This window comes from Martelella radicis (genome assembly GCF_014196625.1).
Taxonomy (GTDB): domain Bacteria; phylum Pseudomonadota; class Alphaproteobacteria; order Rhizobiales; family Rhizobiaceae; genus Martelella; species Martelella radicis.
Genome location: NZ_JACIDZ010000013.1, coordinates 114,354 through 139,365 on the forward strand (window position 1 = coordinate 114,354; position 25,012 = coordinate 139,365).

Annotated in this window: 17 protein-coding genes; 14 read left to right on the forward strand and 3 right to left on the reverse strand. The window is 59.1% G+C overall.

Annotated features, from left to right (window positions below; genetic code table 11):
- The 13 genes from GGR30_RS17785 to GGR30_RS17845 form a co-directional block, all read left to right on the forward strand.
- A partial coding sequence (locus GGR30_RS17785) for an MBG-2 domain-containing protein (protein WP_183488964.1) occupies positions 1–1,963 on the forward strand: 1,963 nt, incomplete at its 5' end.
- A gap of 66 nt (positions 1,964–2,029) precedes the next feature.
- Complete coding sequence (locus GGR30_RS17790; protein ID WP_183488967.1) at positions 2,030–3,763, forward strand: ShlB/FhaC/HecB family hemolysin secretion/activation protein; 1,734 nt, start codon at positions 2,030–2,032, stop codon at positions 3,761–3,763.
- A 331-nt stretch (positions 3,764–4,094) separates the two neighbouring features.
- On the forward strand, positions 4,095–5,132 hold the full coding sequence (locus GGR30_RS17795; protein WP_183488970.1) for a helix-turn-helix domain-containing protein: 1,038 nt from the start codon (positions 4,095–4,097) through the stop codon (positions 5,130–5,132).
- Positions 5,133–6,181: 1,049 nt separating this feature from the next.
- Positions 6,182–7,705: a sugar ABC transporter ATP-binding protein gene (locus tag GGR30_RS17800; protein ID WP_183488973.1), complete on the forward strand. Its 1,524-nt coding sequence runs from the start codon at positions 6,182–6,184 to the stop codon at positions 7,703–7,705.
- A gap of 32 nt (positions 7,706–7,737) precedes the next feature.
- Positions 7,738–8,721 (forward strand): ABC transporter permease subunit, encoded by a 984-nt coding sequence (locus GGR30_RS17805; protein WP_183488976.1) that lies wholly within the window; start codon positions 7,738–7,740, stop codon positions 8,719–8,721.
- Between the two features lie 45 nt (positions 8,722–8,766).
- Positions 8,767–9,720: an ABC transporter substrate-binding protein gene (locus GGR30_RS17810; RefSeq protein WP_183488979.1), complete on the forward strand. Its 954-nt coding sequence runs from the start codon at positions 8,767–8,769 to the stop codon at positions 9,718–9,720.
- A 384-nt stretch (positions 9,721–10,104) separates the two neighbouring features.
- Positions 10,105–10,950, forward strand: a complete 846-nt coding sequence (locus GGR30_RS17815; protein WP_183488982.1) for a sugar phosphate isomerase/epimerase family protein — start codon at positions 10,105–10,107, stop codon at positions 10,948–10,950.
- 101 nt (positions 10,951–11,051) lie between these two features.
- Entirely contained in the window at positions 11,052–12,230 is a 1,179-nt protein-coding gene (locus tag GGR30_RS17820) for a substrate-binding domain-containing protein (protein WP_183488985.1), read from the forward strand.
- Between the two features lie 210 nt (positions 12,231–12,440).
- Positions 12,441–13,550: a Gfo/Idh/MocA family protein gene (locus GGR30_RS17825; RefSeq protein ID WP_183488988.1), complete on the forward strand. Its 1,110-nt coding sequence runs from the start codon at positions 12,441–12,443 to the stop codon at positions 13,548–13,550.
- Between the two features lie 39 nt (positions 13,551–13,589).
- Complete coding sequence (locus tag GGR30_RS17830; protein WP_183488991.1) at positions 13,590–15,074, forward strand: sugar ABC transporter ATP-binding protein; 1,485 nt, start codon at positions 13,590–13,592, stop codon at positions 15,072–15,074.
- Positions 15,071–16,222 (forward strand): ABC transporter permease subunit, encoded by a 1,152-nt coding sequence (locus GGR30_RS17835; protein WP_183488994.1) that lies wholly within the window; start codon positions 15,071–15,073, stop codon positions 16,220–16,222. The genes GGR30_RS17830 and GGR30_RS17835 overlap by 4 nt, the downstream gene beginning before the upstream one ends.
- 40 nt (positions 16,223–16,262) lie before the next feature.
- Entirely contained in the window at positions 16,263–17,330 is a 1,068-nt protein-coding gene (locus tag GGR30_RS17840) for a sugar ABC transporter substrate-binding protein (protein ID WP_183488997.1), read from the forward strand.
- Positions 17,331–17,625: 295 nt separating this feature from the next.
- The gene (locus GGR30_RS17845; protein WP_183489001.1) at positions 17,626–20,601 is read left to right on the forward strand and encodes a Tn3 family transposase; all 2,976 of its coding nucleotides are present in this window, start codon (positions 17,626–17,628) and stop codon (positions 20,599–20,601) included.
- A gap of 268 nt (positions 20,602–20,869) precedes the next feature.
- Here GGR30_RS17845 and GGR30_RS17850 read toward each other — a convergent pair whose 3' ends face one another.
- Positions 20,870–21,517: a hypothetical protein gene (locus GGR30_RS17850; protein ID WP_183489004.1), complete on the reverse strand. Its 648-nt coding sequence runs from the start codon at positions 21,515–21,517 to the stop codon at positions 20,870–20,872.
- A gap of 591 nt (positions 21,518–22,108) precedes the next feature.
- Between GGR30_RS17850 and GGR30_RS17855 the strand changes: the two genes are divergently transcribed.
- Positions 22,109–23,029, forward strand: coding sequence for a hypothetical protein (locus GGR30_RS17855; RefSeq protein WP_246414011.1), 921 nt, complete (start codon positions 22,109–22,111; stop codon positions 23,027–23,029).
- A gap of 149 nt (positions 23,030–23,178) precedes the next feature.
- On the opposite strand, the gene dinB is transcribed toward GGR30_RS17855, so the two are convergent.
- Together dinB and GGR30_RS17865 are read right to left on the reverse strand one after the other, a co-directional pair.
- Complete coding sequence (gene dinB / locus GGR30_RS17860; RefSeq protein WP_183489022.1) at positions 23,179–24,315, reverse strand: DNA polymerase IV; 1,137 nt, start codon at positions 24,313–24,315, stop codon at positions 23,179–23,181.
- 31 nt (positions 24,316–24,346) lie between these two features.
- Complete coding sequence (locus GGR30_RS17865; protein ID WP_183489027.1) at positions 24,347–25,009, reverse strand: SOS response-associated peptidase; 663 nt, start codon at positions 25,007–25,009, stop codon at positions 24,347–24,349.
- Positions 25,010–25,012: the final 3 nt, after the last annotated feature.

Genomic DNA, 25,012 nt, shown 5'->3' on the forward strand with positions numbered 1-25,012 from the left:
GTTCGAGGTCAAGAAGGCCGCGCTGACGGTCACAGCCAATAGCGGCTCGATGATCTATGGCGATGCTGTTCCGACGATCGGTTACACGGTGACCGGATGGAAGAACGGTCAGTCCGATGCGCTTCTGACGGACATCGGCGTCACCGCCGATGCGTTTTCGACGTCGGATGTTGGCACAGGCTATAAGACGACGGCTTCCGGAGGAACGCTTTCCGGAAATGCATCCGGCAATTACACGCTGGATTACGTGGACGGCAGCTTCTCGGTTACCCCGCGTGCCCTGAAGATCACGGCCAAGGACGCGTCAAAGACTTACGGCGATGTCGCCAGCCTGACCGGTTATTCCGTCAATGGCCTTGTCAACGGTGACGAGGTGAACGCCGTAGACCTGACGAGCGTTGGCAGAGCGGCCACCGCCAATGCCGCCTCCTATGACATTGTTGCCTCGGACGCGACGGGCTCGGGTCTTTTGAACTACAAGATCAACTATGTCGACGGCACATTGACGGTCAACAAGGCCACGCTGACGGTCACGGCCGATAATGGCTCGATGATCTACGGTGATGCCGTGCCGACGATCGGCTACTCTGTCAGCGGCTGGAGAAACGGACAGGACGATGCGCTTCTGACCGGGGTGAACGTTGCCACGAATGCGAGCTCGATCTCCAATGTCGGCAGCACATATTCCACGTTTGCCGCTGGCGGGGAACTGTCCGGCGCGGCCTTCGGCAATTACACGCTCGACTATGTTGATGGCAGTTTCGCTGTGACGCCGCGGGCCTTGACGGTAACGGCATCGGATGTGGTCAAGACCTATGGCGATACGGCCAGCCTGACCGGCTTCACGACCACCGGGCTCGTCAATGGCGACAGCGTGTCCGCCGTTTCCGAAAAGAGCCTGGGCGCGGATGCCGAAGCTGATGTCGGAAGTTACGATATCATCGCCGGCGGCGCGACGGGCAAGGGTCTTTCGAACTACGTGATCAGCTACGACAAGGGTACGTTGACGGTCAACAAGGCGCTGCTGACGGTCACGGCCAATAACGGCTCGATGATCTACGGTGATGCCCTGCCGACGATCGGCTACGCGGTTTCGGGCTGGAAGAACGGCCAGAACGGGTCGCTGCTTTCCGGGGTTGTCGTGGCCACGGATGCGACCTCTTCTTCCGATGTCGGGGCGGGCTATAGCACCGCCGCTTCGGGTGGCGCGCTTTCCGGTGCTGCCGCGGGCAATTACGACATCAGCTATGTGGCCGGGTCGATGACGGTCCAGCGCCGTGCGATCACGGTTGCGGCCAATGCCGCCGCCAAGACCTATGGCGATCTCGGGCTGTTGAGCTACACGGTCGGCGGCATGGGGCTTGCCAATGGCGATAGCCTTTCGGGCGAGCTTGAAAGCGCCGGCGTATCCGGTCTTGCGGATGTCGGCTCCTATGCGATTTCGCAAGGCTCGGTGACCGATGCCGCCAATGGCAATTACGCGATCAGCTATGAGGGCAACACGCTTGCCGTCACGCCGCGCGCGGTGACCGTGACCGCCAATGATGCGGACAAGGAAGTCGGATTCCCGGCCGGCGCGTTCACCTGGTTCGTCAGCGCGGGCAATCTCGTCAATGGTGACGCGCTCTCGGGCACGCTTGAAAGCGCCGGCGCGCCGGCCGATGCGCCGGTTGGCGTCTATGCGATTACGGCGGGCAGCCTGACGGATGCGCAGAACCCCAATTATGCCATCACCTTCGTGCCGGGCGAACTCGAGGTTCTCTCGATCCCTGCGCCGGCGGTCGCGGGCAGTCTGCCGCTTCCGGAGGCTCAGTTTGGCCCAGGCGGCTTTGCGGGACCGGCAACGCAAATGGCTTTCGGCGGCTCGCAGAACCAGAGCAACCCGTTGATCTTGACGGATCCATCGGTGGTTTCGGTTGCCCTTTGCGGGATGGGCGCGCAGACGCTGATTGTCTGCCAGTAACGGGATCGACGGATGAATAAATAGCCCGCGAAGCGGGCGTGGACTTTTATGCTGGAGTGGGACTGGATGAGAATTTCGATGAACGCCGCGGCGCTGGCAGGCGTGCTTGTGCTCGGCACGCTCCAGACGGGGGCCGCTTATGCGCAGACCGCCGGCCAGGTGGTCGAGCCCTCCTATGCCCCGCCCGTGATCCGTCAGCCAAGCGGCGGGCTTGTCCTGCCGCAATCGACGGGGCAGGAAGCGCCGGAAGGGGCGGATCAGCTGTTCGTCACGCCCTCTGGCCTCGATATCGAAGGCGGCCTGCCGGCCCTTGCCGGCGAGACCGCGCGCATTGAGGCGGAGTTCACCGACAAGCGGGTGAGCGCAGCAGACCTGTTCAGGGCCGCAAACGAGCTCGAGCTTGCCTATATCCGCGCCGGCTATCCGCTGGTGCGCGTATCGCTGCCGCCGCAGACGATCGAGGATGGGCAGGAGCTGAAACTGGTGGTCAGCTCAGGCTATGTCGAAGGCGTCGATACCGCCGCTCTGCCAGAGACCGTGCAGCGCCGGGTGGACGCAGTGATGGCGCCGCTGGTCGATGCCGAGAACCCGAGCGAGAAGGAAATCGAGCGCCGTCTGCTTCTGGCCGGAGACACGCCCGGCTATGACATGACGTCCACCCTGAAGCGCGGGGATACGCCCGGCGGCACGCTGCTGGCGCTTTCCGGCCGTTACGATCCGGTGACCGGCTTTATCGGCGTTGCCAATGACCTGACGGAAGAGCTTGGCGACTATTCGATCAGCGCCGGCGTCAATTTCAACAATCTCCTGGGCCTCGGCGAGGTCGGCTATCTGCAGGTCGGCGGCTGGCCGGGCTTCTCGGAGGGCAATTTTTTCTCCGACGATCCGCGCAACCGCCAGATCGTGGCCGGCTTCACCCTGCCAATGGGCACCAACGGCGTCTGGCTCAATGTCGAGGGCGTCGACAGCCGCACGCGTTCCGATACCGGGCTTGGTTATGACCTGCCCGACCATTACCAGCGGCTTTCGACCAATCTCGGATATGACTGGCTGAGAAGCCGCGCCGCCAATGCGTCGACCACCATCAGCTTCGATATTGTCGATGAGGAGCAGACATTCAGGTCGCCTGTGCTTACCACGCCGTTCACGCTGGACCGGCTGCGGGTGATCCGGCTGACCCAGTCCGGCGATTATTTCTTCACCTCCGGCGCAAGGGTTGCGGGCTCGGCGACGCTGTCGCTCGGTCTCGACGGGCTTGGGGCCTATCAGCCGACGGCGGCACTGCCGATGTCGCGCGATGGCGCGGAGCCGGATTTCCAGAGGCTGAAGGCCGAGGGTAGCTATCTTCAGCCACTCGGCGATCTCTTCAATCTGTCGCTGACAGCCAAGGCGCAGACCTCGTTCGGCAAGCCGCTGGCCTCGTCGGAACAGATGGGCCTTGGCGGGCTCAACTGGGTCTCGGCCTATATGGTGAGTGAGATCGAGGCGGATACCGGCGCGGCCATGCGCGCCGAATTTGCCTATCCGAACACGTTCCGGCCGTTTGAAAGCCATACCGGCTTTGCAATTTCGGCAAACCCCTACGTGTTTGCCGCAGGTGGCATCGCCAGGCTCGAACAGCCGACCGTGCTGGAAGACGAGATCACCCGCGCGGGCGCCTTCGGCGTCGGCGTGCGCTTCGCCGCCGCCGAGATCGACAGCCCCTATGACGGCAGCCTCACGCTCGAATACGCCCATGGCGCCAGCAATGCAGATGGCGATGCCAACCGCTTCAACCTCAGCTTCGTAACAAGGTTCTGATCCGGCCGGGTTTTGTTGCAGTTGTCGAGCCTGCATGCGTGTTCGTGGCTGCGCCGAACGTTGAAAATCCGCAGACCGCGGACACAGCTCAGAGTGTCAAGCGGTTGTTTCGAAAGGTACGTCAAAGCAACCTTCTTCAAGGACGTATCGCTGTTTGGGAGTGCGAACAGCGACATATTGCGCTTCCAGGTGATCCAGCGAGCGGAAGACGAAACCAAGGGGCAGTGATGGGCAGGCCCGCCGCCGAGGCTACTTGCGCTTCAGCTTATCTTTCGTCAAGCTACGAGAAGAAAATAGGTGTCGGCAGTACTGCTTCCATAGGGAGACTTTTTTGCCAGAAGAGACCAGAACCGGGCCAATCGGTGAGGATTTGATCCCACGCGATTCGTTCTCTAGCACCGATTACGGACAGTGGCGGGAAGCCATTAGTCAGCTTTACGTACCCACTCGTGACGACGCGTTCAGGCGTCCGTTTCGGGTCGACATGAATAGCTTCATGCTGGGGATCGGGACACTAGGTCGCTGTATAAGCGTTGAACAGCCCTTCTCGCGCAGCCGTGCCCAGATCGGCCGAGACGGCATCGACAACTACATGGTTCAGATATTCCGAAAAGGGCGGTGCCATGCCCGCGCGCCGGGCGGCGATATCACGCTTGATGCCGGCGACATCTGTATTTTCGATAACACCGAACCCCTCGACACCGTCAATGAGGACTTTGACCTCATGGCGCTCGCCATTCCGCGCAGCAGGCTCGCTCCGTTGCTGCATGATCCGGACGGACAGCACTATCGTCGCGTCCGCGGCGACATTCCGCTCGCCCGCCTTTTCCGTTCTCATGTTATGGATGTCTATCGCATCGCGCCTACCATGAAGGCGGAGGACGGGCCGCAGGTTTTTTCGGCGCTCGTCCATTTCCTCGCTGCTGTCATCAACGGCGGCAGGGACCTCACCGGCGACCAGAAGACCTTGCTGCGAAAGAGTTTGATGCAGGAGGTGCGCCAGCATATCGACAACAACCTCGATAGCGACAAACTCACGGTGGAGGACATCTCTGCACGGTTCGGGATGTCGCGCTCCCGGCTCTATGCCCACTTCGAACCGCATGGTGGCGTCGCCGCCTTCGTGCGTCAGCGACGTCTGGCGGCGGCTTATCAGAAGCTTACCGATCCGCTGGCGCCGCAACCCAAGATCAACATCGTCGCTACGTCGGTGGGGTTCCAATCCGAGAGCGCCTTCATTAAGGCTTTTCGCCGGCAATACGGAATGACGCCGGGCGAAGCCAAGCGCCAGCCGCTTGTGGGCGCCGCGCTCTCCCCAAACGCCGCCGCATCCAAATATATCTGGTCCGACTGGTATACGCGCCTCTGAGACGGACCGGCGCAGTGCCGGAGAATGTCATTTCAGGACGTTCGACACATAATTAAGGACGTTCGAGCGATACAAGGTGTTTTTCTTCCGTTAGTCAGAATGTGGATCCGATGGGCAGCGATTGCGAATGCTCATGGAGAGCCCACGGGACCGGAGATGTGAAATGCCAGCTACCGCAAAGAGGAGAGGGCGCGCTTTTTCGAGGTGCTCGCGGTTTGGCTGGCGTCCGACCGGTGCGGTGCCTCGGCCGTGTCCTTTTCTTTGAATTCGCAGGAAAAATTCGCAGCTACTGCCAAACCTTGACGGCCCTATCACAAAAATGACTTTCAACGACAGATTTCAGCCTTCCAGATCCGGCCGCTCGAACAGGAGGGCTTTGCGCCTCTTCGTCTGTTCTTGCGGTCATAAATTGCGTTTCGGGAGGTCGTTCTGTGGTCGGTGCGGCCGTGATACGCCTGTTTACAATCGGCGCTGGCCCCTTTGGCTGGTTTGTTTCCTCATCTTTGTTTTCGCTTTGCTTTTATTACCGCTCTTGTTCAAAACTTTATTGCAGTAGAAGCTTAAATGTAAATCTGCGAAGGCGTTCGATGCTGGTCGGCGCTTTAAGACCTTGGAATATTAAAGTTTGCGAGGTCCCGAAACCACACCGAATGACATCGTCAATCTGCCTTCGGCCCAATGCCGTTCATTTCGGAGCGCAATATTTTGTAAAAATTAACAAATCAATGTCGCTACACAAGAGAAACAACGGGGCGCAGGAACATATCCCTTCAAGACCTTTGATACCAAGCATTTTCTTACAGCAATCCTAGGTGCCAGCTCGCTGGGTGGATGCGAGCCTGTGATAGCCTTGCGTGACGTAGGCCAATGCTTCGATTTGAAATTGAGCTAGATCTGCGGTAACGCTCGTGAGGTAAAATGACATCGTGAGATTCCGTAAGGGAGGACGGACTTCAAGTGATGCCCAGTTCGACAAACTACGCTTTCTTCTCGCACCCCCCATGTTCTCTTTGCAGCAAGCACGCAGCAGGACGCTTACAGGTGCTTTCATGAAGGCATCCCCGCTTCTTCAAATGGAGGCCATCTCAAAGACCTTTGGTCCGGTGAAGGCGCTTTCCGATGTTGCGATGACCGCGTATGGCGGTGAGGTTCATGCGCTCATGGGCGAGAACGGCGCGGGCAAATCCACCCTGATGAAAATTCTTTCCGGTGCTTATGTCCCGGACAAGGGCGGCTCTATTCTGGTTGGCGGAGAAGCAATGCCGACCGGCAACCCGAAAGCGGCCAAGGCGCGTGGCGTGGCGGTGATCTACCAGGAACTGTCGCTTGCGCCCAATCTGACAGTTGCCGAAAATATCTTTCTGGGAGCGGAGCGTGCGCGGGCAGGTATCGTCGATCGTGCCGAAATGCGGGCCGCGACAAGGCCTATTCTGAAGCGGCTTGGCGTTGACTTTTCTCCGTCGACGATTGTTGGTCATCTGTCGCTTGGCGAACGGCAGTTGGTGGAGATCGCGCGCGCCATGTCCGCCAATGCCCGCATCATTGTCATGGACGAGCCGACCACCTCGCTTTCGAGTCACGAGACGGAGCGCCTGTTCGATGTGATTGCCGCACTGAAGGCAGATGGCATCGCCATCATTTATATCAGCCACCGCATGGATGAAATCTACCGGCTTTCCGACCGATGCTCGGTGCTGCGCGACGGCCACTATATCGGCACGCTTGAGCGCAACGAACTGAGCGCGGAGCGCCTGATTTCGATGATGGTCGGCCGCGAGCTTTCATCTTTCTATACCAAGGAACATGTCGACTACGGCGAAGATACCGAGGTCATTCTCGAGGTGCAGAACATGAGCGCCGGGTCCAAGGTGAAAGACTGCTCCTTCCGCGTGCGTAAGGGCGAGGTTCTCGGTATTGCAGGGCTTGTCGGGTCAGGCCGCACGGAACTGGCGCGTCTGATCTACGGCGCCGACAAGGCAAGTGCCGGTAAGGTTTTCCTGAACGGTCGCGAAGTGACGCCGCACAGCCCCGGGGCAGCTCTTGCCGAGGGCATCGTCTACCTGACCGAAGACCGCAAGCAGCTTGGTCTTTTTCTTGATATGACGATTGCCGACAACATCAACGTCAGCGTGATGGGGAAGGATTCCGGTCCGGGCGGCATTCGTAATTTTCGTGCGGCACGCGATCGAGCGAAGCATCAGTTCGAGGCGCTTTCCATCCGCGCGCATTCGCCGTTCGCGAATGTCGGATCGCTTTCGGGCGGCAACCAGCAAAAGGTGCTGCTTGGCCGGCTGTTGGAAGTGCACCCCAAGGTCATCATTCTGGATGAGCCGACGCGTGGTGTCGATGTCGGGGCGAAATCGGAGATCTATAGGATCATTGATGAACTGGCGGGGCAGGGACTTGCCATCATCATGATCTCCAGCGAATTGCCGGAAATCATCAACGTGGCAGACCGTGCAATCGTTATGCGCGAGGGCAGTATTGCAGGTGAGGTCAGGTCCGCTGCCGGCAAGCCTATCGAGCAGGAAGCAATCATGCGGTTGTCGACCGGAACACGGGCGGCCGCCTGAAGCGGGAAGGCCGAAAGGCCGGGGAGACGAGTATGAGAGAAGCCGGGAGCGGATCGTCAGGACGCAGATCCCTGAATGTCAGCGCATTGGCAAAGACGGTAGGCATGCTGCCGGTGCTGATCCTGCTTGCAATCGGGTTTCAGTTGCTGACTGGCAAATTCCTTGCCGTCAACAACCTGTCGATCGTGCTGCAGCAGGCATCGATCAACATCGTGCTGGCAGCGGGCATGACCTTCGTGATCCTGACAGGCGGCATCGACCTTTCGGTTGGTTCCATCCTAGCAGCGTCCGCCATGGCAGCGGTGATTTTTTCGCTGATGCCGGAACTTGGTTGGCTCGGCGTGCCGGGGGGGCTAGGTCTTGGCCTGGTCTTCGGGCTTGCCAACGGCGCGCTTGTCTCCTTGTTGCAGCTGCCGCCCTTCATCGTGACCCTTGGATCATTAACAGCGGTGCGTGGGGTTGCGCGGCTGATGGGTAATGACACGACCGTCTTTAACGGAGATTTACCGTTCGCGATTATCGGCAACGGGGATATCTTCGGCGTGCCCATTCTCGCTTTGCTGGCGCTGGCCGTCATTCTCGTGTCTTGGTTCATTCTCCGCCGTACCGTTCTCGGCACCTGGATTTATGCCGTGGGCGGAAATCAGGAGGCTGCACGGCTGACGGGCATCAAGGTTCCGGTCGTCTTGCTATTCGTCTATGGCTTCTCCGGCCTGATGGCCGGTCTCGGCGGCGTCATGTCCGCCGCCCGCCTTTATGCTGCCAATGGTCTTCAACTCGGTCAATCCTACGAGCTTGATGCGATCGCCGCCGTCATTCTGGGAGGAACGAGCTTCGTCGGTGGCGTCGGCTCTATTTGGGGTACGTTGATCGGTGCGCTGATCATCGCTGTCCTTTCGAACGGCCTCATTCTGACAGGAACGTCCGATATCTGGCAGTTCATCATCAAAGGCCTCGTGATCATTGCCGCCGTGACGCTTGATCGGTTCCGCGGCAAGAGTTCCGGCACGACCTGACCCGTGCCAGAAAACCTGAAAAAAACCAAAGTGGAGGATGACTATATGCGCATTTCGAAAAAGATTCTTTTTGCCGGAGCTGCAGCGCTTGCCATAACGGCCGGCAGCCTTTCCGCCCAGGCTGAAGACAAGCCCCTGAACAGCATCGGCATTTCCGTCGGTCTTCTGGGGAACCCCTTCTTCGTCGCAACCATCCAGGGCATTGAGGATCGCGCCCGCGAAATCAACCCGGATGTTGAAATCACATCGGTTTCCGCCGATTACGACCTCAATAAGCAGGTTAGCCAAATCGACAGCTTCATCGCAAAGGGCGTGGACATCATCATGCTGAATGCGGTTGACGACACTGCGATTGCGCCTGCGGTGCAGCGTGCGAAGAAAGCGGGGATAACCGTTGCGGCCTTTGACGTGTCAGCGCCTGGCGCTGATGTCACGGTCATGACGGACAATATCGCCGCCGGCGAGAAAGCCTGCCAGTACATCGTCGATGCGCTCAACGGCAAAGGCAATGTCGCCATCATCAAAGGCCCTTCCTCGTCGTCGCTGAACGACCGGTTTACCGGCTGCATGGACGTATTTGAGGCCAATGACGGCATCAATGTCGTCTCCAACGACCAGAATGGCGGCGCGGCTCGCGAAGGCGGCATGAACGTGATGCAGGGGCTGCTGACCCGTTATTCCGATCTCGACGCTGTCTTCGGCGCGAATGACCCGATGGCACTCGGCGCCCAGCTTGCAGCCAAGCAGCTTGGTCGTGATGTCATCATTACCGGTGTCGACGGTGCGCCGGACACCGAGAAATCATTGAAGGACCCCAACTCGCTCCTCAAGGCTTCCGCATCGCAGGACCCCTATGTGATGGCAGGCGAGGCACTGGAACTTGGTTACAAGTTCTTCAACGGCGAGGAGATCGAGGAGACTACGGTTCTGCTTGAACCCGAGCTCATCACGGCTGACAACATCGACAGCTATAAGGGCTGGACAGCCAAGCGCGACTGATAGAGTGGCGAGCCATGTCGAATCGTCGACATGGCTCGCTTCTTCTTGCGCGGTCGCGGTCGGAAAATGAACGGCGCGTGTTTGTTCCATCTTCACTTCCTCGTGTCCAAAGCGCTCAGCCGTCGCATCTATTCAGGCAACGGGACCGCTGTGTTTTTCCTCCGGTTGTAATAGGCCGTGGATCGATGGTTCGCGCGCAGAAAATGCTCAGTAGATCGAAAAATATATAACCTCCTCATGCGGTGCGGCGGTCAAATATCTCACAAATCTCGCGCGAATGCTCCTTCACGCCGGCGCGCTGCTGCACGACAATGCCAGCCTAACAATAACGACGCGGAAATCCGCGCGACCGCTGTAGGGTGTTGCTTGGAGGAGGAGCGAACCATGAAGATCGGTGTGAACACCTGGGTCTGGACGTCGCCATTCACGACGGCCGATTTTGACCTCATCCCGAAGATCGGCAGGATGGGCTTCGACGTGCTCGAGGTTGCGCTTGATGACCCCGGCCTCATCGATGCGCCTTTGCTTCGGAAAGCTGCTGCCGACAACGGCCTTGCGATCACGGTTTGCGGCGCCTTTGGCCCGACACGGGACATAGCGAGCGAGGATGCGGCGATCCGCGCGAACGGCGCGAACTACATTCGCTCAAGCATCGCGTTCACTGAGGCCGTCGGCAGCACGCTGTTCTCCGGCCCGGTCTATTCCGCCGTCGGCAAGACCCGTATGGTGCCCGAAGCCCAGAAGAAGCGGGAATGGGCGTGGTGCGTCGAAACCCTTCAGGACATCGCGGGCGCGGCGATGGACGCCGGCGTCACGGTGGGGATCGAACCGCTCAACCGTTTCGAAAGCGATATGGTCAACCTGACCGAACAGGCGCTGGCGCTGATCGACGATGTCGGCAGCTCCGCTTATGGCATCCATATCGACACCTTCCACGCCAATATCGAGGAAAAGAGCATTCCCGAGGCGATCCGCGCCGCTGGCAAGCGGCTCGTCCATGTGCATGCCTGCGAGAACGACCGCGGTATCCCCGGCTCCGGACACCAGGACTGGAAAGGCATCCGCGACGCGCTTGCCGAGATCGAATATGACGGCGCCCTCGTCATCGAGTCCTTTACGCCCGGCGCGGTCGAGATCGCCAAGGCGGCCTCCATCTGGCGCCCGCTCGCTCCGTCCCAGGACGAACTCGCCAGCGCCGGGGCAAACTACCTTCGCAACCTGTTCGGCTGACCGCTTGCCATTTCGCTGGGAGCGCGCGGATCCGGACTGTATGATCCGGCTTCGCGCTGCGAAAAAGTGCTCTTGTGTGGCGCCGTGAAGGGGAGAGGAAGGTGGACGAGAGAAATATCGCACTCATTATCGAAACGTCGAACAGCTATGCGCGCGGCATTCTTCACGGCATTCATGAATATGCCCGCACGCGGCGCGGCTGGACGCTCTATCTCACCGAGCATGGCCGCCACGAAATCGACGAGTCTTTTGTCGGAAACTGGAAATTCGACGGCGTCATAGCCCGCATCGAAACCGACCAGATGGCGCGGATCATCAAGGCGATGAACGTGCCCACGGTCGATGTCAGCGCCGCCCGGCTGATCGAGGGCATTCCCTGGGTCGAGACCGATGACGAGGCGATCACGCATCTCGCTCTCAACCATCTGCGCGATTGCGGGCTGCAGAACTTCGCCTTTTTCGGCGACCCCTTCTACAATTGGTCGATCTGGCGTCAGCACGCCTTCGAGCGCATTCTCGGCCACCCCGATATCATCCGGTCGCGGATCTACAACCTGCCGAAGCGCAAGGAGCCGCGCGTGCGGTGGTGGACCCAGCGCGAACCGATCCGCGCGTGGCTCAACGCGCTGCCAAAGCCGGTCGGCATCTTTGCGTGCTACGACGCCTGTGGACAGCAACTGGTTGAGATCTGCCGCTATTACGGGTTCATGGTGCCCGAGGATATCGCCATCGTCGGCGTCGATAATGACGAGCTCCTGTGCGAGATCACCACGCCGACCATGTCGAGCATTATTCCCAATTCACTTGCCGCCGGGGCCTATGCCGCCGAAATTCTCGACCGGTTGATGCTTGGCGAAAAACTTTCGGGGCGCAAGCACTCGGTGGAGCCGCTCGGGGTGCGAAAGCGCGTGTCCACCGATATGCTGACCGTGCGCGACCGCCATGTCGCCGAGGCCATCGCCTTCATCCGGAAAAACGCCCACAAGAATATCAGGGTCGAGGACATCCTGGACATCGTGCCGCTGTCCCGTCGCGTGCTCGAAGCGCGTTTCCGCAAGGCGCTCGATCGCACCCCGCACCAGGAGATCCTGCGCGTGCGAACGAATGCGGTCAGGGAGCTTCTGCTGGAGACGGACATGTCCCTGTCCGAGATCAGCGAAGCGCTCGGCATTCAGCACCCCGAATATCTGAGCGTGTTTTTCAAGAAGGAAACCGGCCTGACGCCGCGCGAATACCGCGAACAGGTCAAGGGGCGCGCCTTGCCCAAATTGCCGGACTGACTGAAAACGCTGGGACTGACAGGACGGCTGCGGCACAAAGTGCAGCGGCCCGTTTATCCGTGGGAGTACTCCAATTTAGTTCAATATTACGCCACGCGTTTCATGGTTCTATAATTTCGGTCAAATACATCAAAAATCTAGCGCAAATATTCATTCTCAAATACTGCGGCATCCCCAATAATCCAGATCAAGGAGAAACTGGGGGATACCATGGAAAAGGCAAGAGTTGGTTTGATCGGGCTTGGTTTCGGGTCGGAATTCATTCCGATCTATCAGGCGCATCCGAAAGCCGAGGTTACGGCGATCTGCCAGCGTTCAAAGTCCAAGCTGAACAAGGTTGGCGACCAGTTCGGCATCGAGACGCGGTACACGGATTTCCGCGACGTGCTGACCGACCCGAACGTCGATTTCGTGCATATCAACAGCCCGATCCCCGATCACGCGCCGCAGACCATTGCCGCGCTGAAGGCCGGCAAGCACGTCATGTGCACCGTTCCTATGGCGACAACGCTGGACGAGGCCCGGGAGATCGTCGACCTCGTGCGCGAGACCGGGCTCAAATACATGATGGCCGAAACGGTTGTCTATGCGCGCGAATATCTGTTCATCAAGGAACTTTATGACAAGGGCGAACTGGGCAGGATCCAGTACCTGCAGGCTTCGCACCCTCAGAACATGGAGGGCTGGCCAGACTACTGGAAGGACATGGTGCCGATGCATTACGCCACCCATGTCGTGGCCCCGCTCATGGCCATGGTTGACGGCATGGCCGATTATGTCTCCTGTTTCGGCTCCGGCACGATCAACGAAGAGTGCGCGTCCCGTTCCGGCTCGAAATTCGCCGTCGAATCCTGCCAGATCAAGATCAGGGATTCCGACGTCGCCGCTCATGTCTGGCGCTTCCTGTGGGACACCGCGCGCCAGTACCGCGAGTCGATCGACGTCTACGGCTCGAAAAAGAGCTTCGAATGGCAGCTCATCACCGACGAGAACCCGGTGCTGCACACTGCAAACAGGCCCGAGCCGGAGATCGCCGAGCGCGTCGAGGTGCCGGACTATGCGCACCGGCTGCCCGAGGAAATCCGGAAGTTCACCCGCGGCATCGTCGACGAGGACCATCTCAGTTTCGTTCAGGGCGGCGGGCACGGCGGTTCGCATCCGCACCTGGTGAATGCGTTCATCAATGCGCTCCTCGAGGACCGCGACCCGTTCCCGAATGTCGAGCAATCCGCCAACTGGACCGCGGTCGGCATCTGCGCCCACCAGTCTGCGCTCAAGGGCGGGGAGATCGTCAAGGTGCCCGACTTCACGAGGCGCTGAGGCAGCGAATGAGCCATCGTTCGGCCGAGGGAGGGGACCATGGACGAGATACTGCGTCTGTCGCGCATTTCAAAGACGTTTCCGGGCGTACGGGCGCTGGAGGACATTTCCTTCGACGTCAGGCGCGGCGAGGTTCACTGCCTGTGCGGCGAGAACGGCGCGGGCAAGTCGACGCTGATCAAGGTCCTCTCCGGTGCGCACCAGCCAGACGAAGGCGGCGAGATCCTGTTTGACGGCAAGCCGGTTTCGCTGACGCCGCGCTCGGCGCTGCAACTGGGCATTCACACCATCTATCAGGAGCATATCGTCTTCAACGACCTCTCGATCACCGAGAACATCTTCACCGGCGCCGAGATCACCCGCTGGGGCCTCCAGCAGCGCCAGCAGATGCGCAAGGAGGCCGAGAAGGTTCTGAGATATCTGAAGAGCGACTTGTCGCCCGATCTGAAGATGCGCGATCTGACCAGCGGCCAGCAGAAGGTGGTCGAGATCGCCAAGGCGGTGCTGTTCAATTCGAACCTCGTCATCCTCGACGAGCCGACGGCTTCCTTCTCCTCCAGGGAAATCGACACGGTCCTCGAGATCGTCAGGACGGTGCGAGAGAACGGCATCGGCGTCATCTACATCTCGCACCACCTGGACGAGGTGTTCGAGATCGGCGACCGGGCGACGGTCCTGCGCGACGGGCGCAAGGTCAGCGTCCATCCGATTTCCGGCCTCGCCAGATCGACCCTGATCAAGGATATGGTCGGACGCGACCCTTCGACCTTCTACGAGCGCGAGCGCATTCGACCGGGCGAGGTGGCGCTGTCGGTCCGCAACGTCACCGGCAACGGCGTGAAGGATGTCTCGTTCGACTTGCGCCGCGGCGAGATTCTCGGCTTTGCCGGCATGGTCGGTTCCGGACGATCCGAACTGATGGAGGTGTTGTTCGGCAGCGCGCCGATCGTTCATGGCGACATTCTGATCAACGGCAAAAAGGTCCATCATTCGAGCCCGAAGGCGGCGATCCGCAACAAGATGTGCTTTATCACCGAGGACCGCCAGAACACCGGCCTGTTCCTGCAAAAGACCATCGCGGAGAATGTCGCCGTCGCCAATATGGTGAACACGCGCAACTTCATCGCGCGCCCCGGCGAAGACGAGGCCGTCGGCGAGAAATACATCAGGCAGTTGAACATCAAGGCGCCGGACGCCCGCACCCGGGCCGTCAACCTGTCCGGCGGAAACCAGCAGAAGGTGGTGCTGGGCAAGTGGTTCAACACCGGGGGCGAGATCTTCATCTTCGACGAGCCGTCCCACGGCGTCGATGTCGGCTCCAAGCAGGAAATCTACAAGGTGATGGTCGAGCTGTTGAAGGAGGGCAAGGCCATCCTGATGGTCTCCTCCGACATGCCGGAGGTGATTTCGATGAGTGATCGCGTGATCGTCTTCAAGAAGGGCGAGATCGCAGGGGAACTGACCGGTGAGGAGATAACCGAAGAGAACATCCTCACCCTTTCAATAGGAGACCAGGAAGAGTGAGCACGCGCGACAACACCAGTTCCACGCCGGTCGTCAAGACGTCGCTGTTCAAGCGGCACGAGAACCTGACCGTGCTTTCGATCTTTTTGAGCTTTGTACTCATCATCGTGCTTTGGCAGTTGATCGCCTCGGGATTCTCCAAATATCCGACTTTCATCAGCCCGGTGAACATCCTCAACATCCTCCAGCAGGTCGCCGTGCCCGGCATCATCGCGGTGTCGATGACCATGGTGATGATTTCGGGCGGCATCGACCTGTCGGTCGGCATGCTGGCCTCGCTGGTCTCGATCGTCGTGTCTCTCGGCATCTCGCGCTGGGGTTTCGGCGTCGTGCCGTCCATTGCGCTCGGAATCTCGGCGGCGATCGTTTTGGAAGCGGTTATGGGCTTCATCATCTCGCGCACCCGCATCGAACCGTTCATCATCACGCTTGGCGGCATGATCTCGTTCCAGGGCATTGCGCTGCTCCTGTCCAATTCACGTGAAGTCGTGATGAAGGGCGAGCTCGATTTCCTGACCGCCAACCTGATCGAAGGGGCGAGGGACCCGATCACCGGGCTGGCGCTTCGGGTGCCGCCTTATGTGCTGATCTTTTTCCTGGTCGCGCTGATCGGCGGGCTGATGCTGACCTACACGAAGTTCGGGCGGCGCATCTATGCCGTCGGCACCAATCCGCGCGCCGCTTTCCTGGCCGGCATCGACGTCAAGAACATGAAGCTTGCCGTTTACTGCATCCAGGGTCTTCTGGTGGGTATCGGCGCCACCATGCTGCTGGCGCGCATCAATACCGGCATCATCACCCTCGGACAGGGCCTGGAAATCGACACCATCGCCATGGTGGTCATCGGCGGCACGGCCCTTTCCGGGGGCCGGGGCAACATCGTCGGCACGCTGATCGGCGTCATATTCCTCGGCTCGATCGCCAACGCCATGAACATGCTGAGGCTGCCTTCGGAGGTTCAGTTCCTGGCCAAGGGACTGATCATCATCATCGCCGTCTCGGCCGGAGACGTTTCCCGGCGTATTTCCGACTACCGGACGCTGAAACGGGAAAGGGCGAGTGCACGGGCGGCTGCCGCGGCAGCCACCGGAGGGGCAAACCAGCAAGGGCAGGAGATGCTTTCGGCAAGGCCGAAGCAAACCGTGTGACGTCGAGGGGCGGAACACAAACACAAGAGGGAGAAGGAAAATGAAGAAGCTTACACTTTCGCTGATGACGGCCATTGCCGTCGGCACCATGGCCATCGGAGCCCAGGCCGAAGACAAGGTCATCGGCTACTACATGGATGCCTCCGATGACTTCTACAAGGCCGGTTACGAGGTGTTCAGGACCCTTGCTGAACGTCAGGGCTGGACGGTGCTTGACGTGGTCGGCCAGGGCACCGCGCCGGAACAGATCGCCGCCGTCGAGAACTTCATTACCCAGGGCGTTGACGCGCTTCTGGTCGTGCAGAACTCGCCGGAAACCACATCGCGGACGCTGAAACTCGCCCATGACGCCGGCATTCCCGAGTTCCACCTGACGCATAACCCACCCAACGAGCCGGGTCTTGCCGGCTTTGCCGGCTACGACTGGGTCAAGATCGGCGAATATGCCGGCGAGTCGGCCCTGGAGCACGGCGTTGGGCGCCTTGTTATGATCGAGGGCAAGCTCGGTCAGGGCACCGCCTCCGGCCAGACCGAGGGTTTCCTGAAGGCCTATGACGAGCAGGGCAAGGATATCGGCAATCTCGCCGAGAATGTCGGCGTCAAGGGTGCCGGCGGCGAAGACCTGCAGGTGGTGTTCTGGGGTTCGGGCGGCTGGTTCGCCGACCCGGCCAAGAAGGTGATGCAGGATGCGATTACCAGCCTTGGCCCGGATGGTTTCGACGGCGTCTACGTCCACAATGACGAGATGATGGCCGGCGTGCTGCAGGCCTTCGAGGAGGCAGGTCTCGACCCGTCCGAATACTGGCTCGGCGCCTCGAACGGCAAGGAAAAGTCCTGGGATTGGGTCGAGGACGGCCTTATCACCATGGATGTGAACGAAACCGCGACCCTCGAGGCCGACATCGCCCATCAGCAGATCAAGGCCTACTTCGCCGGCGAGGACTACAAGAAGGCTGTGTTCGTGTCCGTCATCCCCTTCAATCAGGACAATATCGATCGCGACAAGCTGGTGCCGTTCTTCCATGACGACTACATGGCCAAGCGCGATGCGGGCGCTTTCGTCTACGACATCAACGATCCGCAGTTTCGTGATAATCCAGACTACTAAATCCTCCGCAGCGTCTGGACCCTGGAGGAGGCTGCCTCGGCAGCCTCCTCCAAACGATCGAAAACCGATCGTTTTTGTCGTCTGTTTTTGCGATTCTGCAAACTTCGGGAAATAGGGGGCAGGACAGGAGCAGTGCGAAATCGTACGCTAAGGTCGAACGGAACATGAACTGTCTCGGATCTCGGGTGTGCGGCCTCCGATCTCTGTGGATTGGCACCGTTAGGCTCCAGTTTTGGTATCTTCGTCCGTCCGACTCGACAACGCTCTGGGCAGATTGGTCGTGTGGGGTTGGGCGATGGCAAAACGGAAGCTTCTCAAAGTTCATGATCGACAGAAGATTTTCGACATACCAGCCGCCGAGGATAGCCTGATCCGGCACTATTCGTTGTCACCGGCGGATCGTCTGGAGATTGAGCTACGGAGGCGTAAGCATAATCGGCTTGGTTTTGCCGTGCAGCTATGTCTGATGCGATATCCTGGCCGAGTACTGGGAGCAGAAGAGACCCCGCCCCGCGCCATGCTTCGATATGTTGCTGACCAAATCGGCGCCGACCCAGAAGCATTTGCGCTTTATGCACGCCGTGAAGAAACCCGTCGCGATCACACGGCGCGGCTCATGGTGTATCTGAATACGAGAAGCGCGACGGCGCAAGATCGTCGAGCCGCGCTATTGGCTGCGATTCAATCGGCCACGATGTCCGACGACGGTGCTGCGATAGCCAGTTCCATTGTCACCACATTTCATGAACGTGGATCTCTTCTGCCCGCAATCGACACGATCGAACGGATCGGCCTTGCCGGCCGCGCTATAGCTCGCCGTCGGGCGGAGAGAACTCTGATTGAAGACATCCCGCTCGATACGCTTCAATCATTGGACAAGCTATTGGAGGTTGACCCGGCTATCGGCCAGACGCGCTTTCATTGGCTGCGGTCGGCGCCAGAAGCGCCGGGTGCGTCGAACCTGGTTGGATTGACTGAACGGATTGCATTCCTGCGCAAGCTAAAAATCGATCCGAAACTGCAGGCGCGCATATCATCGGGCCGGTGGGACCAGATGATCCGCGAGGGCAACGCCACGCCGGCATGGCTGGCCAACGACTTCAATGCGAGTCGCCGGCACGCTTTGATCGTGGCGCAGGTCATCAAGCTCGGCCAGAAGCTCACGGACGATGCAGTGTCGATGTTCATCAAGCTGATGGGTCGGCTGTTCTCGCAAGCCAAAAACCGCAAGAAGCAGCGACACATGGACTGCAGGCCGGATACTGGCAAGGCGCTGCGTATGTTCCTCGACACGATCACAGCCCTACAGTCCGCGAACGATCATGGCGGGAACGCATTGGAGGTTCTTGATCAGGAAGTTGGATGGCACCGGCTGCTCCGGATGAAGCCTGAGCTTGAATCGATGGTCGAGGACAACGAGGCGTCGCCATTAACTTTGGCGGCCGAGAAATATGCGACCGTCAACAAGTATATTGGTGCGTTCCTGCAGGCGTTCACGTTCCGCTCAGCGCGCCGCCACGATCCGCTTCTTGCGGCGATTGCGTTGCTGACACGGCTCTACCTGGAGAAGCGTCGGGCGCTTCCGGAGCGCATCCCAATCACCCACCTCAGCCAAGCTGATCGAAGGCTCATCCTCGGGCAGGGGAAGCCCGATCGTCGTCTCTATGAGATTGCAACCCTTGCGGCTTTGCGGGGCCGGCTTAGATCTGCGGACGTTTGGGTCGATGGCAGCCGATCCTTCCGGCCGATCGACGAGCATCTGATGCCGCGGTCGACATTCACCACGATGAAGGAGGAGGACCGGCTCGGACTAGGCGTCCAAAGTGACGGTGTGAAGTGGCTTGCCGAAGTGCGGCAGATGCTCGACTTCAACCTGAAGCGCCTGGCGCACAGAGCACGATCTGGAAAGCTCGAAGGTGTTCGGCTTGAAGCCGGGACCTTGATCGTCACACCAGTCGCCGGCGAGGTTCCCGCTACAGCCGAGGAATTGAAGGCAGAGATCAGCGATATGTATCCAATGGTTGAAGTTCCCGACCTGTTGAGGGAAGTGCACGATTGGACCGGCTTTGCGGATTGCTTCACGCACGTTCGCACGGGTGACAACCCGAGGAATGTCTCGGCCATGCTGGCGGGCGTTCTGGCAGATGCGACCAACCTGGGGCCGAAGCGGATGGCGAGCGCGTCCAAAGGTATCAGTGCTCACCAGATCGGCTGGATGCGCTCGTTCCACGCCCGGTCGGAGACCTATCGCGCGGCGCAAGCGTGCATCACCGATGAGCACACTTGTCACCCGCATGCCCGACTTTGGGGTAATGGAACGACCGCGTCATCCGACGGGCAGTTCTTTCGCGCGAGCGATAGAGCGGCGAAGCGCGGCGATGCCAATCTTCACTACGGCAGCGAGCCAGGCTCGAAATTCTATAGCCATCTGTCAGATCAATACGGCTATTTCAGCATCTTGCCGATCAGCCCGACCGAAAGCGAGGCAGCCTATGTGCTCGACGGGCTGTTCGATCAGGACACGATCCTCGACATCCAGGAACACTTCACCGATACGGGCGGTGCAAGCGACCATGTCTTCGGACTGTTCGCCTTGATCGGCAAACGCTTTGCGCCTCGGCTGCGCAATCTCAAAGATCGGAAATTCCACACATTCGAGAAAGGCGATGCATATCCCGCGCTGTCGAACCACATCGGGGCGCCGATCAATGCCACCCTGATCCTCGACCATTGGGACGATCTGCTGCATCTGGCGGCGTCGATCACAACGCGATCCGTAGTGCCGTCCACGATCTTGAAGAAGCTGTCAGCATCACCGAAGGAAAGCCAGCTCGCAAAGGCGCTACGGGAACTTGGCCGGATCGAGCGATCGCTGTTCATGATTGAATGGTACTCAAGTCCAGCGCTACGCCGGCGTTGCCAGGCCGGCCTTAACAAGGGCGAGGCGGCACATAAGCTGAAGCGCGCCGTTTTCTTCCACGAGCGTGGAGAAATCCGCGACCGATCGTTCGAAAGCCAGGCCTTCCGCGCCTCCGGTCTGAACCTCGTCGTCAGTGCGATTGTCCACTGGAACACGGTCTATATCGAACGGGCCGTTACCCACTTACGCAACATGCGTCGTGAGATTCCGGATCACCTGCTCAAGCACATCTCGCCGCTGAGCTGGGAGCACATCAATCTGACAGGCATTTACACTTGGGATAGCGAGCAGCATCTGTTGGAAGGTTTCCGGTCGCTTCGCCTTCCAGCTGGGCTGCGGCGGGCTGCCTAGAATTCCCGCTTCGTTCGCCCTTAGCGTACGATTTCGCACTGCTCTTGTTCCGACCCCAACCTTATGAAATGCCATAGTTTCTTTGAGCAGTCATATGGTCGTTCTTACGTTGTCTCCGGCGTCGCTTACGCTGCTGATGGTATTGCTGGCGGAGCGTTGAAGTAAGTCTAATCGGGTGTCTTCCGTTCAAGCGATGAATGCGGACGGCTGCCGTTGTAAAAGGCCAGATACCAACGTCGGAGGTGGGTTCATAATCAATCAGATGGCTCTACAATGACCTGCTTCGCTTAGAGTTCGACTTGTGCTTCCCGGCTTCCGCTAGCGTTAGGGCGGGGTTGTGTGTCTTCCCGGCTATTCTATCCGCAGCTTCGCGCCAGGTCGCGCTGTCGGTCAACTGAGACCGCTTGACCTTTAGCCTTTCGCAGCCAGGTATCTCCTTGATCGTCTTGATGAGGCTCTGAACTTGGTTCTTGTAGAGCCAAGGATTGAGATAAATGGTGTCAATCCACGCATGCGGGCAGCTGATGAAGATCGCCGGCTGCTGCTCGGAGTCTGTCTCGATTACAATCCGGTATTCATTCTCGTCTTTGAAACCGTAGCGCTTCAAAAAGGGGAGGTCTTTGACACAACCGGGGGAGAGTTCTTTCACCTCGGCAAGCTTCAGGTATTTGACCTCGCTGTAACGAATCTTTGTGCCTGGCTCCGGCTGATGGCTGTCGAGATACGCTTCGAGCGGCTGCCTTTTCAGAACTAGGCATGCGCCGTATAGACCACCTGCCTTGCTGAGGCTTTTATACACCCGCATGAATAGCTGATCGTTTCGGTCGTCCCAGCTCTCGGGATTCAAAACGGCCAGCTGTTGCTGTCGCAGGGTGTCGATCAGCGCCACAATGGACATATAGCGCCTGATACTCATCTTCTTCGTCTTCCTAATGATTTTCACGCCCCACTCTTCTGGTCTCTCAGCATAAACTCTATAAGCTTGACCAAGCAAGGTTGCAGGCAACCAGATCGTTCGTAGACGAAGTCGAGTGGAGTATGTTTTCGTTAGCCAAATCTTTTTTCGAGTAGCAGACAATCCTCTATCCGCCCCAAGGAGGACGGAAAGGGCTTGCGAAGTAAGTATTTCTCTGACCCGCTGGCGCAAATCCGCAGCTTGCGGAACCGCATTGCGCATCACAAGCCGGTCATGATGTGGAACTTGCCGAGGCTCTACGCCACCGTTGTAGAAATGACCGGCTGGCCGCCGAGCAAATTGCGCTGTATCTCCTGCTAAAAGAACCGAAAGGGTAGTAATTCTGACCGCATGAGCAACCGTGACGATTTTTCGCAAAAGACAAAGAACAGCGTGGCAGCGCGTGCTGGGTGGCGGTGCTCCTTCACGGGATGCACACAATCGACACACGGTCCGAGTGCTGAATCGCCCGATGCGGTCTCTAACATCGGAGTAGCCGCTCATATCTGCGCAGCAGCGCCGGGGCCGGGGGCGCGGCGCTATGACAAAACCATGAGCCGCGAGGAACGGTCGGGCATTGGCAATGCCATCTGGCTTTGCGCAAACCATGCCACATTAATCGACCGCGATGAAGCGACTTATACCCCCGCAATCCTGCGGGCAATGAAGGCGGCGCGCGAACAGGCAAGTGAAGAGGATCTGCTAGCCGGTAAAAGCGCAGGCCTTTTCGCGATCGGTCCCGACATCGTGTGCACGGGCGAGCTTGCCCAAGTCACGTCAGGGAGTTGGACCCTGCATCCGAAGCATTTCGTGGCAGGTGACATGCACTTGCTGATCGGCTTTATCGACAGTTTTCCCAGTCGCGAGGTGGAGGACAAGTACGTGCTTTCAAGCCAGTTGGGCGATGGCCGGGTGCTTTCGGGAGCGCCGACACTCATGATGAAGGCTAGCGGGAACATACTGACATGCCCCGTTGCTCCGTCCGCCCCGCGCATCAATGCACAGAAGCTTGGCAAGAGCTTGGCGCTTGACCCGAAAACAAACGATATCTCTCTTTCTGGCGGCGACATCGCCTGGGTTTCTGGCGTCGATTATCTCCAACAGGGAATGCAGTCGCTTCTTTCGATGCAACGCGGCGAAAACGTCTTTGTCGCAACGGCGGGAATGCGCTTTTTCGAGTACTTCACCGAATTCAATGGCACGGCTTGGCTTTCGCGATTGCTAATGCTTGATGTGATCCGTCAAGCGGCGATACCCGACACCGACCTCACAGCGAAAGCACCGCCGTCGACACCATTGCGGTGCGTGACCCGCGTCCACAACGTCGAACTGCTCTCGGAAATCCCCGGAAAAAACCGGCTGGAATTGCGCGTCGATCTTGACGTGCAAGGCGTTGGCCGCTGGTCGCGCGAATTGTCGATCTACATGCCGACCAGCGAGCAGATGCGGGAGCGCGTGAAGCTCATAAAATAAGCGGGTACGCGGACGGCAGCTTCTCCCGCCATTATTCTGAAAGCCGACTGTCAGCAGTCGGCCCCATTACCGACGTTCAAAGCGTGCCAAGGTTTTCTTCCGTTTCTGTCGACCTGCAGAGTATATGTCGTTTCATTCGGGCGTGGGGATCACAGCAAACTCATTTGAGGCTCTCGTATCCCATCAGAGCTTTCCCCCAATGAGGAAAGGGTAATCCCGAGCAGGCGGATCCCCTTCTGAACTGGAAACAACTCAGTCAACAACACGCTGGCAATCTCGACAATCTCGCTTGCACTTCGCATGCTCTGCCCGACCGACCGGCTCCGTGTGATCTGCTGGAAGTCCGCGTATTTCACCTTCAGTGTCACGGTCCTCCCACTAACCTGCTTGTTCTCGGCATGGCGCCAGACCTTCTCGGCAAGCGGGATCAACTCCGCCCTTGCTGACTCCAGCTCGAATATATCGGTAGCAAACGTGTCTTCCGCGCCGATGGATTTGCGCGGCCGATTGGGTTGAACCGGCCGCTCGTCGATCCCCCGCGAGATCCGATAATACCAGCTACCCGACTTGCCGAAGTTATCACGCAGGAAGGTGAGCGATTTCTCGCGCAGGTCGGCCCCGGTCACGATCCCAAGCCGTTGCATCTTCTCGGCCGTCGCCGGCCCAACGCCATGGAATTTCTTGACGGCAAGGTCAGCGACAAAGACTGGCCCCATCTTCGGCGTGATCACAGCCTGACCGTTTGGCTTGTTCAGATCGCTCGCCATCTTTGCGAGGAACTTGCAGTAGGAAATCCCGGCAGACGCATTCAGACCGGTCACTTCCTTGATCCGGGCGCGAATGATCGTCGCGATTTCGGTTGCGAACGCGATGGCCTGCTTGTTCTCGGTCACATCAAGATAGGCCTCATCGAGCGAAAGTGGTTCGATCAGATCTGTATGCTCGGCAAATATCTGATGGATTTGCGCCGAGACCGACCGGTAGACGTCAAACCGTGGTTTCACGAACACCAGGTCGGGACAGCGGCGCTTTGCTGTCACTGACGGCAAGGCGGAACGCACGCCAAACGCCCGCGCCTCGTAGCTGGCAGCGGCAACCACGCCTCTCGCCGCCGAGCCTCCAACCGCGACCGGCTTGCCGCGCAGGTCGGGATTGTCGCGCTGTTCGACTGAGGCATAGAAGGCATCCATGTCGACATGGATGATCTTGCGGATGACCGGGGCGGCATCATCCGTTTCGACCTCGTGGTCTCTTTCCAAAACTGTCAGTTCGTTCGGCGTGGCCATGGCCATCTCAAGAGCGTGATCCGGGACGACGTTAGTCGTCTTCGGGGTTTTCAGGAGGATCGACGAGGACCAGCATGTTGCCGGGCAGCGGCCGCTGAAGGTGTTTCACATCTGCCCATTCTCCGGTGAGCCAGAGATCGACCTCCTCCGGTGTCGTCAGGATCGCGGGCATTGCTTTCTCATGAATGGGTTTGACGATCTCGTTCGGCGTTGTCGTCAGGAATCCGAACAGTTCATATTCCTGTTCACCATCCCGGACCTTCCGCACGCCCTTCCACGGCGTCCAGAAACCGGCGAAGAACATCAGGGGTCGGTCCGGGTCCTGAGCAAACCAGGCATTCGGCACGCGTCCGCCCTCCACCTTGCTCGCAGGGTCAGGTTCAGCAAACGAGGTGAACGGCACGACACAGCGGCTTGTCGGCCCAAGCCAGCGCCGCCAATGCGGAGAGCCGACATTGCGGATATTGGTGACCCCGCGATCGGCCTTGCCTTTGACGAAGGCCGGCGGCGTCGGCATGCCCCAGGTGGCACTGACAATTTCCCGATTGCCACCGCCATCGACGCGAACGATCGGCGCCAGCGTGTTGGGATAGACATTGAGCGACGGCTCGTTCCATCCGGCCTTGTCGCTCATCGCCTTCGTAAACTCGACGACGGCATCCCGTGTCGTCGTCAGATTGTAGAGATTGCACAAATT